Origin of the sequence: Halomonas sp. ATBC28 (assembly GCF_005937175.1) — a bacterium.
In the GTDB taxonomy this organism is placed as follows: Bacteria; Pseudomonadota; Gammaproteobacteria; order Pseudomonadales; family Halomonadaceae; genus Vreelandella; species Vreelandella titanicae.
The window spans coordinates 70,484-85,568 of record NZ_VCQL01000018.1 but is presented as its reverse complement, the minus strand read 5'-3'; the positions used below and the strand labels follow the sequence as shown (position 1 = coordinate 85,568).

The window sequence follows — 15,085 nt, the reverse complement described above, 5'->3', positions numbered from 1 at the left end:
AAAGAGGGTAATTCATGAGCTTAATACTTACTCAGGGGGCTTTACCCAACGATGCACTGGGGCAACTGTTTAGTGAAGCACGCACCTATGCCTATTGGCAGGACAAACCGGTTGAGGATGAAACACTGCGCCATCTGTATGAGCTGATGAAATTTGCGCCAACCAGCGTTAACTGCAGCCCGCTACGCATTAAGTTTTTGCGCACTGACGATGCAAAGGCAAAGCTCGATCCTGCCTTGAGCGAGGGCAATCGACATAAAGTTCATGCCGCACCGGTAACCGCCATCCTTGCGTATGATCGAGGATTTCATCGTCACTTGCCGGAGCTGTTCCCACATGCCGATGCGAAGTCCTGGTTTGTAGGTAATGAGCCATATCGGGAAGAAACAGCTTTTCGTAACAGCAGCCTACAAGGTGGCTATTTTATTCTTGCCGCGCGGGCCTTGGGTTTGGATGCCGGGCCGCTGTCGGGATTTGATAACGACATGGTGGACGGGCTCTTCTTTGCTGAAGGCGACCCTGATTACCGCAGCAATTTTTTGTGCAATTTGGGTTACGGCGACAGCAGCAAGCTCTACCCTCGCAGCCCTAGGCTGGCGTTTGAGCAGGTATGCGAGTTTTTATAAATAAGTATGTTCGCTTCCTGATTTCAATCAGTAAGTGCAGCTCCTGCGGTTGTTGGCGTTAATGTGCTTGTAGCCTATTAAAATCGGTGGACGTTCAGCACTCGGTTGATCTGCTATTTTGGATGTGGCTGCACTGCAAAAGGTGACCTTTGCGAGCTTAGCGCAGCGGAGGACGAACGATTGTTGGCCTTCCCGTCAGCGCTTGTTTAGGATCAATAGTGGATCCCAATAAAAATAGCGAGCCGTTCTCATGAAGCCAGAAACCATTGCTCTTCACCATGGCTATTCGCCTGATTCACAAAACGCCGTGGCGGTGCCGATTCATCAAACCACCTCGTTTTCCTTCGATAACGCGCAGCACGCGGCGGATCTGTTTGATCTTAAAGTGGAAGGAAACATCTACTCGCGCATTATGAACCCCACCTGCGCCGTGTTGGAGCAGCGGGTCGCCGCGCTGGAAGGCGGTATCGCCGGGTTAGCGGTGGCATCGGGAATGGCGGCGATCACCTATGCGATCCAGACCATTGCTGAAGCGGGCGATAACATTGTCTCGATCAGCGAGCTGTATGGCGGTACCTACAATCTGTTTGCCCACACCTTGCCGCGCCAAGGCATTCAGGTGCGTTTTGCCGATAAAGACGATATTGATGGCATCGAAGCGCTGATTGATGAGCGTACCAAAGCGGTTTTCTGCGAAAGCATTGGTAACCCCTCGGGTGGCGTGGTTGACCTAGCAAAGCTTGCTGAGGCGGCGCATCGTCATGGAGTGCCGGTGATTGTCGATAACACCACGGCGACGCCGTTCCTATGTCGGCCGATTGAGCACGGGGCGGATATTGTTGTTCACTCGGCCACTAAATATATCGGCGGCCACGGCACCACCGTGGGCGGTGTGATTGTTGATTCAGGCACCTTTCCCTGGGCTAAGCATGCCAATCGCTTTCCGCTGCTCAACGAGCCTGATGTCTCCTATCACGGTGTGAGTTATACCCGCGATGTGGGCGATGCGGCCTTTATTGCCCGTGCCAGGGTGGTGCCGCTAAGGAATATGGGGGCGGCGCTGTCTGCCCAGGCGGCCTGGAACCTGCTTCAGGGGCTGGAAACACTGTCTCTGCGCATCGAGCGTATCTGCGCCAATGCCTTAGCGGTTGCCAAGTATCTGGAAAGCCACCCTTTGGTCACCTGGGTGCATTATGCTGGCTTGGAAAACCATCCCGATTATGCGCTGGCCCAGCGTTATATGAATGGTCATGCTTCGGGGATTCTTAGTTTTGGCATTGAAGGTGGGCAGGCCGCTGGTGAGCGCTTCTACGATGCGCTGGCGCTGATTCTTCGCTTGGTGAATATCGGCGATGCCAAAAGCTGTTCTTCCATTCCAGCATCCACCACGCATCGCCAGCTCAACGAGCAGGAGCTAAAAGCCGCTGGCGTCACACCGGATATGGTGCGCCTTTCAATCGGCATCGAGCACATCGACGACCTGCTGGCGGATATTGATCAAGCGCTGGCGGCCTCTCAAAGATAGTCTGTTCCGTCCCCGCCATCTCAATACCATAAGTCTAGAGATGGCGGGGGGTAACCGTTAAACGCCCTTAGAAGCCGCCAGGGTATACAAAAATTCCAGCCCCAGCGTCGCGGCAGCAAGCGAGGTAATGTCGCCGTGGTCATAGGCGGGGTTCACTTCCACCACGTCCATACCGACCAGCTCCATGCCTACCATACCGCGAATTACTTTCAGCATCAGGTCGGTGGACATACCGCCGCACACCGGCGTGCCGGTACCAGGAGCATAGGCGGGGTCGAGGCCGTCAATATCCAAGGTGACGTAGGCTGGATGATAACCCACGCGGGCGCGGATGCGCTCTAGCACGGCAGCGGGGCCATTATCATTTACCCAATCCGCATCCAGCACTTCGTAAGGGTGGTTATGGCGGTCGTAGCTGGTGCGAATGCCAATTTGCAGCGAGTGCTCAGGCACCACCAAGCCTTCTTTTAAGGCGTGGTGGAAAATGGTGCCGTGGTCGAAGCGCGTGCCTTGCTCATAGGTATCGGTGTGGGCGTCAAAATGGATCAGCGCCAGCGGGCCATGCATCCGGGCGTGGGCGCGCAGCAGCGGTAGGCTGATGTAGTGGTCGCCGCCCAGAGTGAGCATCTTTTTACCCGCTTTTAACCAGCGGTTGGCGTGGGTTTCCAGGTTGTCGACCAGGCTCTCCGGCTCGCCGTAGGCGTAATTTACGTTGCCTGCATCGCACACCTTAAGGCGATCTTCCAAGGCGAAGTCCCATGGCCAGCGCTTGCCTTCCCAGATCAAGTTAGCGGTACTTTGGCGAATTGCATTTGGCCCCATACGGGTGCCCGCACGGCCAGAGCAAGCAAGGTCAAAAGGCACACCACTCACTACCACGTTGGCGTCGGTTTGCTTGGGATCCGTTGCTTGTGCTACGCCCATAAAAGTAGAAATCACATCGCCATAAAGGCTGGGCATGGTTTGTGCGGACATCGCTTGTGGGTGGGTCACCGGTGTGCTTCTCCTTAAGTACTGGATTATCGCTGATAGTCGCTGGTGAGCGAATGTGCGGCCGACAATAAGCAATTCCTGGCGATAAATTAAATGAATGTTTAGAATTTAATCATTCGTGATATGAATAATGAGAAACCATGCTTTCGCTACGCCATTTCGATCTGAATTTGCTGCTGGTATTTGAAGCGCTGATGCGCGAGCGTCATGTCACTCGGGCGGCAGAAACGCTGCATTTAAGCCAGCCAGCCTTGAGCCATGCGCTCAAAAGGTTGCGTGAGGCGCTGGATGACCCATTGCTGGTACGCACCGAAAATGGCATGCAGCCCACGCCCAGGGCGCTGGCGCTGTTGCCTGTCGTACAGCACTCCTTGGCCCTGCTACGGCAAGGCTTGGCACCGCCTGCGCTGTTTTCGCCTGCGACTAGTAAGCGGCGTTTTACGTTGGCGACCACCGACTACTTTGAAGAGGTGATGTACCCACCCTTTCTTAGCCAACTGTTGAGTTATGCACCGGGCATTAGTTTTTCAATTGAGCTGATTACCCCGGATGTTCTAAGTGAGGGGTTGGAACAGCGCCAAATTGATATGGTGGTGGGGCTGGATAGCCAAAGCGCGCTGCCTGGCGGCGTTATTCAGACTCCTTGGATGGCTGAGGAGTTGGTCTGCTTGGCGGCTACCCATAATGATCGCGTGGGCGATGCGCTCAATATTGGTCAGTTTGCTGATGCGCTCCATGTGGAGCTGGCGGATATTAGCGGCCTACGCCCCAGCAATATCGATAGTTGTCTGGTGCAACACGGCTTAACCCGCCGGGTAATTTCAAAAAACCTCAACTATATCGCCGCGGCGCAGGTAGTGGCGCTAACGGAAGCGATCATGACGTTGCCACGTCAAATGGCTGAAAGGTTCGTTGCTATGCTGCCGGTGCGCTTAGTGGCGCCGCCCAAAGAGCTGCCAGCGCTTAAAATGACCCTGATTCAGCATGGTCTGTACGCCAATGATCCAGCCAACGTGTGGCTTTATCAGGTGCTTACTGAGTTTGCTAATGAGTTTAGACGTTAGGCAAGCCGTCATGCACACTGGCCCATGTTGTAGTTAAACAACCCAGTTGAATCAAAGGTTGAATAGTATCTGGCAGCCGCCCCGTTAGATCCTAGACTGCTAACAGTCGTTATGACGAAGGTCGAAAATGGGCAGTGCCCAACCGCTATGTGGCGGCGCTGTAGGAAGGTAACAGCAGCAGAAAAAAACAAAGGAGAACGCGAGTGAAAATAGGTGCACCGAAAGAGAGTGCCCGGGGGGAAGCGCGTGTTGCGCTAACCCCCGAGAGCGCCAAGCAGATCCAGAAGCTGGGCCACGAGTGCTTGGTAGAGAGCGGCGCAGGCCTGGCGGCGGGCTTTAATGACGACACTTATCGTGAGGCGGGCGTTACCGTGGTGGAAGGAGCGGATGCGCTCTGGAACGACGCCGAGGTGGTCATTAAAGTCCGCGAGCCCTCAGATGAAGAGGCTGAGCGGCTGCGCAAAGGCCAAACCCTGATTGCCTTCTTCTGGCCAGCGCAAAACGAAGCGCTGCTGGAGAAGTGTAAGGCTCAGGGCGCCACCGTGATTGCCATGGATATGGTGCCGCGTATCTCCCGGGCGCAGAAGATGGACGCACTCTCCTCCATGGCCAATATCGCCGGTTACCGGGCGGTGATTGAAGCGGGCAACAATTTTGGCCGCTTCTTTACTGGCCAAGTTACCGCTGCAGGTAAAGTACCGCCTGCCAAGGTGCTGGTGATCGGTGCAGGCGTGGCGGGCTTGGCGGCGATCGGCACCGCCACCAGCCTCGGCGCCGTGGTGCGCGCCTTTGACGTACGCCCCGAGGTCTCTGAACAGATCGAGTCCATGGGCGCTGAGTTCCTGTTCCTCGATTTTGACGAGAGCCAGGATGGTTCTGAAAGCGGCGGCTACGCCTCGCCCTCAAGCCCAGAGTTCCGCGAGAAGCAGCTTGAGTGCTTCCGCGAGCAGGCGCCGGATGTGGATATCGTGATTACCACCGCGCTAATTCCTGGTCGTCCCGCGCCCAAGCTGTGGCTGGAAGACATGGTTGCGGCCATGAAGCCGGGGTCGGTGGTTATCGATTTGGCGGCTGAGAAGGGCGGCAACTGCGACCTGACCAAGCCCGATGAGCGCGTGGTATCGGATAACGGCGTTGTGGTGGTCGGCTATACCGACTTCCCTTCGCGCATGGCCACCCAAGCATCGCTACTTTACGCCACCAATATTCGCCATATGCTGACCGATCTAACTCCCGAAAAAGACGGGGTGATCAATCACAATATGGAAGACGATGTGATCCGTGGCGCCACGGTGACTCACGAGGGTGAAATAACTTTCCCGCCACCGCCGCCCAAAGTCAAAGCGATTGCGGCTGCCAAGCCGAAGAAGAAAGAGAAAGAGCCCACAGCGGAGGAGAAAAAAGCCGCCGAGCTTGCTACCTTCAAAGCACAAACCAAGCGCCAGGTGGGCCTGTTGGCCGTCGGTGGCGCGCTGATGCTGCTGTTGGGGCAAGTGGCTCCGGTGTCGTTTATGCAGCACTTTATTGTCTTTGTGCTGGCCTGCTTTATCGGCTTCCAGGTGATCTGGAACGTCAGTCACTCGCTGCATACACCGCTGATGGCGGTGACTAACGCGATTTCGGGCATCATTATTCTGGGGGCGATTCTGCAGATTGGCTCCGGCAGCGCCATTGTGGGCGTGCTGGCATCAATCTCGGTGCTTATCGCGTCAATCAATATCGTGGGTGGCTTCCTGGTGACACGCCGGATGCTGGCCATGTTCCAAAAATCCTAAGCGGCGGAGAGACGATATGTTAGGTCAAGGATTCGTATCTGCCGCGGCGATCGCGGCAAGCGTACTGTTTATTCTGTCGCTGGGCGGCTTGAGTAACCAGGAGAAAGCCAAGCGGGCCGTGTGGTACGGCATTGTGGGCATGGCGCTGGCGGTGTTCTTCACCTCCTTAGGGCCGGGTATCGGTGGCTACTGGTGGCTGATCCCGATGATGGTCATTGGTGCCGGTATCGGTGTCTACGTGGCGGGCAAGGTCGAGATGACCGAAATGCCGCAGCTCGTGGCAGCGCTGCACAGCTTTGTTGGCTTGGCCGCGGTGTTTGTGGCCTGGAGCGCGGATTTAGAGCGCCGCCGGGTACTGGCGGCACAAGCAGCCGATGGCGTTATGCAGGAATTTTCTGCGTTTGCCGCGTTGGTCGCCACCAAGGCGCCTGACGAGCTTACTTTTCTACAGATTGAAGTCTTGTTCGCTATCTTTATCGGCGCAGTCACCTTTACTGGTTCGGTGGTGGCGTTCGGTAAGCTGGCCGGTAAAGTGGATGGCAAACCGCGCCAACTGCCCGGTGGGCATATGCTTAACGCCGGAGCGGCGGTGCTGTCACTGCTGTTAGCCATTTTGTACCTCAACGGTGCGGGCTTCTGGACATTGATCGTGCTCGCAGCGCTGTCGTTCTTTATCGGTTACCACCTGATCATGGGCATCGGCGGCGCCGATATGCCCGTGGTGGTCTCGATGCTCAACAGCTACTCCGGCTGGGCGGCGGCAGCGATCGGCTTCACGCTCTCCAACGATCTGCTGATTGTCACCGGTGCGCTGGTGGGGTCATCCGGTGCGATCCTCTCTTACATCATGTGTAAGGCGATGAACCGTAACTTCGTTAACGTGATCTTGGGCGGCTTTGGCGGTAGCCAAGGGCCCGCGGCGGAGATCGAAGGCGAGCAGGTGGCCATTGATGCCGGCGGCGTGGCAAGTGCGCTGAACGATGCCGATAGCGTGATTATCGTGCCAGGTTACGGTATGGCGGTGGCCCAGGCACAAACAGCGGTGAGCGATTTGGTACGCAAGCTGCGTGCTTCGGGCAAGACCGTGCGCTTTGGTATTCACCCGGTCGCGGGCCGCTTGCCAGGGCATATGAACGTACTGCTGGCGGAAGCCAAGGTGCCTTACGATATCGTGCTGGAAATGGATGAGATCAATGATGATTTCGCCACCACCGACGTGGTGATCGTGATTGGTTCCAACGACATCGTGAACCCTGCGGCCGAAGAAGACCCCAACAGCCCCATCGCCGGTATGCCGGTGTTGAAGGTGTGGGAGGCCAAACAGGTGTTCGTCAGCAAACGGGGCCAGGGCACCGGCTACTCCGGTATCGAGAACCCGCTGTTCTTCAAAGAGAACACGCGGATGTTTTATGGTGATGCTCGGGATAGCCTGAATACACTGCTGCCGCTGATTGATTAGGCCTTTGCAACTTTTAGCTACCCATGCAACTTAGCTAGACGCTAGGTTACTAAGAGCCATTAAGTACTGAGCCCGCGAGCAATCGCGGGCTTTTTAGTTGCGCGACTGCCCATGGATCGATGCCGATCAGTTCAGCGTCCATGTCGCGTTTCCTCCAGCGTATTAACCGCATAGCGGGCGAGATGAGTGCCTACTCGTCAGCCCAGGCGGCGAGGGCGGATTGCTCTCTCATCGAGTATCGTCTTCGGCAGCGTGAACCAGATACAGGTGCCTTTTCCCGGTTTGCTCTCGATGACGAGTTGGGACTCGTGGCGCTTCAGCACTTCGGAGACGATAGCGAGTCCCAGCCCGGTGCCTTCACCCCGCTCACGTCCAACCGTGGTGCGATAGAAGCGCTGTGAGATGAGGGGGATTTCTTTTTCGGGGATGCCGACACCGGTATCTCTGACCCCGATCTTGAGCCGGGTATCGTCGAACTCGAGAATCCGGATCGAGACCGTGCCGCCGGTGTTGGTGGCGGTGATGGCATTGTCGACCATATTGGTCAGCGCGTGATCGATCAGTTCGATGTCGGCGGAGACCTCGGCTATCGCCGCCTGGTTTTCCACACGAAGCTCGATGCCTTTCTCCAGCGCGCGAGGGTGAAATTTACCCAGAATGTCGTTGGCCAGTTCGGCGAAGGAGAACGTGCTTGGGCATAGCGGTCGACCAGCGATATTGGCGCGAGACATCTGCGAGAGCTGGTCGGCCAGCTGTGCCAGTCGTTCCACGTTGGCGCGAATGGCGTCCAGACCGCTGCGTGTTTCATCGTCGAGAGGCCTGCGATCCAACTGCTTGGCATAGCCCAACAGGGAGGTCATCGGCGTGCGGAATTCGTGGGACAGGTTGGCGATGAGTTCCCGACGCTGGCGGTCGGTATCGTGCAGCGCCTCGACCTGGGCTTCGATGGTGGCCGCCATGTCGTTGAAGGCACGCCCGACCCGGCCGATTTCGTCGTCGATCGACTCGGGACTGCGCTGCCGGTAATCGCCCTCGGCAAAGTGTTGGACGGTGCGGGTCAGCCGGGAAAAGCGTCGCGTCAGAAAAGCGAAGAGGGCCAGCCCCACCGCCAGCGTCAATGCCAACGCCACGCAGCCTGCGATGAGCAGCGTGCGCGAGATGCTGCTCGTTTGCCAGATGTTGGCCATCGAGACGTCTGTGTTGGCCTCCAGTTGCACCATCAGATAGCCCGATTGCTGCTGTGGGCCATAGGTGATCGGGGCAACCGAAAAAACGCCCTCGTCGCCCCGGCAGGGCATGTCTGCGTAGACCGGCAGCATGGGCATGTCGGAAAGCAGTTCGTCGATAGCACCCCGGTCGATCCGGCGGCCAAGTCCACAGCGGTCGGGGGCGTAAGCGCCAACCACCGTGCCGTCAGTGTCGAGCGCGTAGAGCGAAAGCGCCGGATTGATGGTCATGACCTGCTCTACGGCCGCTAGAGTCGAGGGGGCGTAGACGCCGTCGTCGAGCGAATCCTGCAGTACGCGGGTCAGGTGATGGGCCATGTCGATCTCATTGCGCTGCAGCCATTCGCGTCCCAACTGGTTGAACTGATCGACCGCCACCAGCGTGGTCGTGGTGGAGAGTGCGATCATGCTCACCAGATAGACGAACACGATGCGCGCGAACAGGCTGCGGTAGGTTCTGCGCAACGATTGGCCGAGGCTCATGGGGCGTTCTCGTCGGAGACTGATGCCGGGGCGACGGTGGCGTCGGTGAACCGATAACCGGTGCCCCATACGGTGAGAATGTACTCGGGCCGCGCCGGGTCTGGCTCAATCTTGCTGCGCAACCGATTGATGTGCGTATTGACGGTGTGATCAAAGCCGTCGAATTCCGGGCCCCATACGGCATCGAGCAACTCGCTGCGGGAAAATCCCTTACCAGGGTGGCGGGCAAAGAACACCAGTAGGGCGAACTCCCGGGTCGTGAGTTGAATCATGTTTCCGTCGAATTTGACGCTGTAACCGTCGATGTCGATCTCCAGCGCCTTTATCTTCATAAGCGTCGACGACGTACGCTCCTCCATCGCCTTTCGACGACGCAGAAGCGCTTGGATTCTCGCCAATAGGATGTCGGTGTCGAATGGCTTGGTGATGTAGTCGTCGGCACCGATTTCCAGACCGACGACCACGTCCCGCGTTCCGGCGAGTGCCGTCAGCATGATGATCGGAATGGTGGCGTCGTGAGTGCGAATGTCTCGACACACGGCGAGACCGTCGATGCCCGGTAGCATCAGATCAAGAACGACGAGCGAGGCATTCCGCCATCGATGCAAGGCTTCTTCCCCGGTCGAAACCCAGGTCGGCTGATGGCCCGCCTGTACGAGAATGCTCGTTAATAGCCGGCCGATATCGGGATCGTCCTCGACGCAAAGTATCGGGCACGACATATCGGTTCTCCTTTAAGTGAGCTGTGAATCCTAGCCCAGTGTACCTCGTCAATCATCACGGAAACGTTATCACCGAACGTTATGATTCCGTGATGATTGAGGTGAATTTCCTGTTTATCTTGGGCAAGCCGTGTCGGACCGGACACGGTTTGCCTAGATAAATCAGGAGAGAATCATGACCCGCACGACACCCAAATATCTACTCGCCTTGAGTGCTGTACTGCTGAGCGGCGGCCTTGCCTTCACTACGCTCGCCAGTGCCCGGACCGACAATATGTCCCAGGACTCGATGAGTCAGGACGGCATGAGCCACGACGATGGCATGAGTCATGACGATGGCATGAGTCATGACGATGGCATGAGTCACGACGATGGTATGAGCCACGACGATGGCATGAGTCACGACGATGGCATGAGTCACGACGATGGCATGAGTCACGACGATAGCATGAGCCATGACGAAATGAGCAGCGACTCCATGGAGCATGCCAACTAAAAGTTGCGGTCCGGCAGCCAGGCGCTGTCTGGTTTGCCGGACGCTTTCGTTTCGAGGTCAATATCATGTCTGAGTCTGTCAAAGCTACGATCGATAGTGACTCGACCGGTAATGTGCCCGGTGCGCCGGCCACACGAGTGATCAAACGACATACGTTGGCGACTCGTCTGTGGCATTGGACGAATCTCGTCTGCCTGATCGTGTTGCTGATGAGCGGTTTGCAGATATTCAATGCACACCCCGCGCTTTATTGGGGGGAGCAATCCGATTTCGCCAACCCTTTCATCGCGATACATGCGCGCACCGCCGAAGATGGTGAGCGCATGGGCGTGGTTCGCATCGCTGGGCAGGCGTTCGACACCACCGGTGTACTGGGGCTTTCCGATGACAACGGCCAGCTACGCGAACGGGCCTTCCCCCGCTGGGCGACGCTGCCGGGGGACAAGTGGCTGACGATGGGGCGCAACTGGCATTTTTTGGCTGCGTGGATCTTCGTGCCGCTGGTTGTCGCGTATCTGCTCTATATCCTGCTGGTGCCCCAACGACGACGGGCGCTGTTTCCAACGTGGGTGCAGTTGAAGAACATTCCGCGGACGCTACTTGATCATGCGCGGCTGCGTTTTCATCACGAAGCTGACTACAACGGTATCCAGAAGCTGACCTATCTTCTGGTGCTGTTCGGGTTGCTGCCAGTAATGATTCTGTCGGGGCTGACTATGGCACCCAGTGTCAACGCCGCCTGGCCGTGGCTCACCGAACTTTTCGGCGGACGACAGAGTGCTCGCACCTTTCATTTTCTCTGTGCAACGGCCCTCATTGGCTTTTTCATCGTGCACATCGCGCTGGTGCTGGTATCCGGCGTTTTCAACAACCTGCGCTCGATGGTAAGCGGTCGCTACCGCATCCAGGTAGAAGCGCATGACGGATCGGAGCCGAGGCATGACTGACTCGAACACCAGACACTCGACATCACCAGCGCCTGACCGCGCTCGACGGCGGCTACTGGGTGGCCTGTGCGCGTTGGGGGCTGGCACCTTCCTCACCGGTTGCGATCGACTGTCGGAAAGCGCGCCCGTGCGCGCGGCGCTGAGTAACGTCGAGCAACTCTCTTACAAGGCCCAGCGTCTGATCGCCTCGCGCCAGGCACTCGCCAAGGAGTTCGACGAGAGTCAGATCGCGCCGGTGTTTCGTCCCAATGGCACTACCAACCCGCAGGAGGATTACTATCGTGCCTGGGTCGAGAATGGATTCGCCGACTGGCGTCTGACCATCGACGGGCTGGTCGAAGAGCCGATGACGCTGTCGTTGCCGGCGCTTCGGGAGATGGCTTCACGAACCCAGATCACTCGTCACGATTGCGTCGAGGGTTGGAGCTGTATCGGGCAGTGGACCGGCGTTCCTCTGGCGGATCTGCTTGATCGGGTGCGTCCGGCAGATACCGCGCGCTTCGTGGTTTTTCACTGTGCAGATCACACCTACGGTGGGTCGGATCTGTATTACGAGAGCCTCGACATGATCGAGGCGTATCATCCGCAGACGCTGCTTGCCTACGATCTCAACGGCGAACCGCTACCGGTGGCCAATGGGGCGCCGATCCGTCTGCGCGCCGAGCGTCAGTTGGGTTACAAGCAGGCCAAGTACGTGATGCGCGTCGAACTGGTGGAAAGCTTCAAACAGCTCCACGGCGGCAAGGGAGGATATTGGGAGGATAGGGGCTATGACTGGTGGGCGGGCATCTAGGCGATGACTACCGAGCGCGTGAGGGCTTCACTTTCGGCTCGTCGTACAATCTTTAACATGCTATCTGTTGTCTGACGTCCCGATACTTCCGCTCGACGGCTGGGCCGACTCGATTCTGTGCAGGGCACTGCTACTCCTGCTATGGTCGAATACCCCCTTATGTGTTGAGCAATCGCTACTATGAATCAACGCCCCAATCCCCGAGTGCTGCTGCGTTTGTTGGGTCTACTGCGCCCCTACCGCACGCGGTTGGCTCTGGCTGGCCTAGCGCTACTCATGGCATCGGGAAGCGTGCTACTGCTGGGTAATGGGCTGCGCTTAATCATCGACCGCGGTTTTCTGGACGCGGATGCGCAGGCGCTAGCGCAAACACTGGCTCTGATGCTGGTGGTAGTGGCCGTGCTGGCGTTTGCCTCCGCACTGCGCTACTACCAAGTGACCTGGATTGGCGAGCGCCTGGCTGCCGACCTTCGCCAGCGAGTGTTTGATCATTTACTCACTTTAGAACCCAGCTTTTTCGAGAGCGCAAGCGACGGCCGCGCCGCGGGGGAAATTGCCTCACGGCTGACGGCGGACACCAGCGTACTGCAGAGCCTGTTTGGCTCCTCGGTATCGCTGGCGCTGCGTAATCTGGTCATGCTGGTGGGCGCCGTGGTGCTAATGCTGGTCACTCAACCGTGGCTCTCGGCAATGGTGCTGATAGGCATCCCCGCCACTCTGCTGCCCATCGTGTGGTACGGCCGCCGGGTGCGGCGGCTTTCGCGCACCAGTCAGGATCGCGTGGCCGAACTAGGTCGCTATGCTGAGGAGGCGCTGAGCGGTATTAAAACGCTCCAGGCATTTACCCACGAGGCGGTGGATAAAAGCCACTATGGCCAGCGGGTTGAACAGGCCTTTGGCAGCGCCGTAGAGCGCACTCAGCAGCGCGCTTGGTTAACCGGTGTCGCTATGCTAGTGGTGTTTACCGCGGTTGGCTTAATGCTCTGGCAGGGCGGTCAGGCGGTGCTAAACGGAACCATGAGTGCGGGCGAGCTATCGGCGTTTATCTTTTACGCCGTGCTGGCAGCAGGGGCCATTGCCACCCTGGCCGAGGTGGCAGGGGATGTACAGCGTGCGGCAGGCGCTGCCGAGCGCTTATTGGAGCTGCTCGATACCCAGCCCGCTATCCAGTCGCCCGCACATCCGCAGAGCCTGGCAAGCCCTTCGCGTGGTGAGATTACCCTGGAGAACGTCACCTTTACCTACCCTGGTCGGGAAACCCCAGCGCTGAACGGGTTTGATCTACATATCAAGCCGGGAGAACGAGTAGCGGTGGTGGGGCCTTCCGGGGCAGGTAAAAGCACGCTGTTGGCGCTGCTGCTACGCTTTTATGACCCCAGCCAGGGGCGCATTACCTTGGATGATAGGGATGTCCGTACGCTAGATCTTGCCGCCTTACGCAGTGCCATGGGGTTAGTGGCGCAGGAACCGGTGCTGTTTAGCGGCTCGGTGGCCGAGAATCTTCGCTACGGAGACCCCGAGGCTGATATCGATAGATTGCGCCTTGCCGCTCAGGATGCCAGCGCCCTCGACTTTATCGATGCGCTGCCACAAGGCTTTGATACGCCCCTGGGGCCCGGTGGGGTGCAGCTCTCCGGTGGACAGCGTCAGCGGCTCGCTATTGCTCGGGCGCTGCTCAAAAATCCTGCGGTACTGCTGTTGGATGAAGCCACCAGCGCCTTGGATGCGGAGAGTGAGCGGCTGGTGCAGCAGGCGCTGGATCGGCTGATGGTCGGGCGCACCAGCATCGTGATCGCCCATCGGCTGGCGACTGTCATCGCCGCTGACCGCTTACTGGTGCTTGAGGGTGGGAAACTGGTAGCTGCGGGCACTCACGCAGAATTGCTCACCACCAGCGCGCTCTATCGACATTTAGCCGCGTTGCAGTTTGGTGGTGAAACGTTATAAAACGATTCTTTTAATGATGGGAATACCGATGTCGAGCTTCTTTCAGCGCCTTAATGCCGTAAATGCCCCTTCGATTGGTCTGGGCTGTATGAATCTCTCCCACGGTTACGGCAGCATTGTGCCGGAAAGCGCAGCCCTACGGGCGCTGGATGAGGCCTTCGATATGGGCTATCGCCACTTCGATACCGCCACGCTGTATGGCGCCACGGCCAATGAGAAAGTGGTCGGGCGCGCCCTGGAGGGAAAGCGGCACCAACTCTTTCTGGCCAGTAAATGCGGCATGGCGATGGACCCTGAGTCAGGCAAGCGGGTCATTGATGGCCGCCCGGAAACCCTGCGAAAACAGTGCGAAGCGAGCCTTGCGCGCCTGCGTACCGACCATTTAGATCTCTACTACCTGCACCGCTTGGATCGCCAAGTCCCCATTGAAGAGAGCGTGGGTGCGCTGGGGCGCCTGGTGGAAGAAGGCAAGATTGGTGGCGTGGGGTTATCTGAAGTCTCTGCGCTAACGTTGCGGGGCGCGGTCACCGAATATCCCATTGCCGCGGTGCAGTCGGAATACTCGCTGTGGACGCGCAACCCGGAAATCGCCCTGATCGATGCGTGCCGCGAGGTGGGAGCAGCCCTGGTCGCGTTTAGCCCTCTGGGACGAGGCTTCCTAACCGGTGCCATTCAAGATCCCTCGCGTCTCGAAGAGGGCGATATACGCCGTAATATGCCGCGCTTCAGCGCCGAAAACTACCCCCATAATGTAAAACTATTTGAACGCCTTGCGTCGCTGGCGCAGGCCTTAAGCGTCACGCCGGGGCAGCTGGCACTGGCGTGGCTGAAAGCCAAAGGCGGCGATATTATCCCCATTCCCGGCACTCGCTCCGCTGACCACATGCGCGAAAATTTAGCCGCGGAAACTCTGCACCTCGATGTCACCACAGTGCAGCAGTTGGATGCCATGATGACGCCAGAGCAGGTCGCAGGGGCTCGCTACAGCGAGGCGCAGCAAGCGGATATCGACACCGAAGAATTTTAACC

At 57.9% G+C, this 15,085-nt stretch carries 13 protein-coding genes; 10 read left to right on the top strand and 3 right to left on the bottom strand.

The genetic code is table 11. The annotated features are described in order from the left end of the window. The first annotated feature begins 14 nt into the window (after nucleotides 1-14). Both E0L35_RS19375 and E0L35_RS19370 read left to right on the top strand, forming a co-directional pair. A complete protein-coding gene (locus tag E0L35_RS19375; RefSeq protein WP_138801183.1) occupies nucleotides 15-626 on the top strand; it encodes a malonic semialdehyde reductase in 612 nt (203 codons plus the stop codon). A 250-nt stretch (nucleotides 627-876) separates the two neighbouring features. After that, nucleotides 877-2,151, top strand: a complete 1,275-nt coding sequence (locus tag E0L35_RS19370; RefSeq protein ID WP_138801182.1) for an aminotransferase class I/II-fold pyridoxal phosphate-dependent enzyme — start codon at nucleotides 877-879, stop codon at nucleotides 2,149-2,151. A gap of 57 nt (nucleotides 2,152-2,208) precedes the next feature. Here the strand turns inward: E0L35_RS19370 and speB are convergent, their stop codons facing one another. Next, nucleotides 2,209-3,111 (bottom strand): agmatinase, encoded by a 903-nt coding sequence (gene speB, locus E0L35_RS19365; RefSeq protein WP_138801213.1) that lies wholly within the window; start codon nucleotides 3,109-3,111, stop codon nucleotides 2,209-2,211. A 173-nt stretch (nucleotides 3,112-3,284) separates the two neighbouring features. On the opposite strand from speB, the gene E0L35_RS19360 reads away from it, so the two are divergent. From E0L35_RS19360 to E0L35_RS19350, 3 genes are all read left to right on the top strand, one after another. Continuing rightward, nucleotides 3,285-4,208 (top strand): LysR family transcriptional regulator, encoded by a 924-nt coding sequence (locus E0L35_RS19360; protein ID WP_138801181.1) that lies wholly within the window; start codon nucleotides 3,285-3,287, stop codon nucleotides 4,206-4,208. Between the two features lie 203 nt (nucleotides 4,209-4,411). Continuing rightward, nucleotides 4,412-5,983 carry a Re/Si-specific NAD(P)(+) transhydrogenase subunit alpha gene (locus tag E0L35_RS19355; RefSeq protein ID WP_138801180.1) on the top strand — a complete coding sequence of 524 codons (1,572 nt, stop codon included), beginning with the start codon at nucleotides 4,412-4,414 and terminating at the stop codon, nucleotides 5,981-5,983. Between the two features lie 16 nt (nucleotides 5,984-5,999). Then, entirely contained in the window at nucleotides 6,000-7,442 is a 1,443-nt protein-coding gene (locus E0L35_RS19350; protein ID WP_138801179.1) for an NAD(P)(+) transhydrogenase (Re/Si-specific) subunit beta, read from the top strand. 197 nt (nucleotides 7,443-7,639) lie between these two features. On the opposite strand, the gene E0L35_RS19345 is transcribed toward E0L35_RS19350, so the two are convergent. Continuing rightward, nucleotides 7,640-9,151 (bottom strand): HAMP domain-containing sensor histidine kinase, encoded by a 1,512-nt coding sequence (locus E0L35_RS19345; RefSeq protein ID WP_171051200.1) that lies wholly within the window; start codon nucleotides 9,149-9,151, stop codon nucleotides 7,640-7,642. Next, the gene (locus E0L35_RS19340) at nucleotides 9,148-9,873 is read right to left on the bottom strand and encodes a response regulator transcription factor (protein WP_138801177.1); all 726 of its coding nucleotides are present in this window, start codon (nucleotides 9,871-9,873) and stop codon (nucleotides 9,148-9,150) included. The genes E0L35_RS19345 and E0L35_RS19340 overlap by 4 nt, the downstream gene beginning before the upstream one ends. Nucleotides 9,874-10,048: 175 nt before the next feature. Here E0L35_RS19340 and E0L35_RS19335 point away from each other — a divergent pair, with 175 nt between their 5' ends. From E0L35_RS19335 to E0L35_RS19315, 5 genes are all read left to right on the top strand, one after another. After that, nucleotides 10,049-10,369, top strand: coding sequence for a pentapeptide MXKDX repeat protein (locus tag E0L35_RS19335; RefSeq protein ID WP_138801176.1), 321 nt, complete (start codon nucleotides 10,049-10,051; stop codon nucleotides 10,367-10,369). Between the two features lie 65 nt (nucleotides 10,370-10,434). Continuing rightward, nucleotides 10,435-11,316, top strand: a complete 882-nt coding sequence (locus tag E0L35_RS19330) for a cytochrome b/b6 domain-containing protein (protein WP_138801175.1) — start codon at nucleotides 10,435-10,437, stop codon at nucleotides 11,314-11,316. Continuing rightward, nucleotides 11,309-12,109 carry a molybdopterin-binding protein gene (locus tag E0L35_RS19325; RefSeq protein ID WP_138801174.1) on the top strand — a complete coding sequence of 267 codons (801 nt, stop codon included), beginning with the start codon at nucleotides 11,309-11,311 and terminating at the stop codon, nucleotides 12,107-12,109. Before E0L35_RS19330 ends, E0L35_RS19325 begins: the two co-directional genes overlap by 8 nt. 180 nt (nucleotides 12,110-12,289) lie before the next feature. Further along, a complete protein-coding gene (locus E0L35_RS19320) occupies nucleotides 12,290-14,056 on the top strand; it encodes an ABC transporter transmembrane domain-containing protein (RefSeq protein ID WP_138801173.1) in 1,767 nt (588 codons plus the stop codon). 28 nt (nucleotides 14,057-14,084) lie between these two features. Continuing rightward, nucleotides 14,085-15,083 carry an aldo/keto reductase gene (locus E0L35_RS19315; RefSeq protein ID WP_138801212.1) on the top strand — a complete coding sequence of 333 codons (999 nt, stop codon included), beginning with the start codon at nucleotides 14,085-14,087 and terminating at the stop codon, nucleotides 15,081-15,083. Nucleotides 15,084-15,085: the final 2 nt, after the last annotated feature.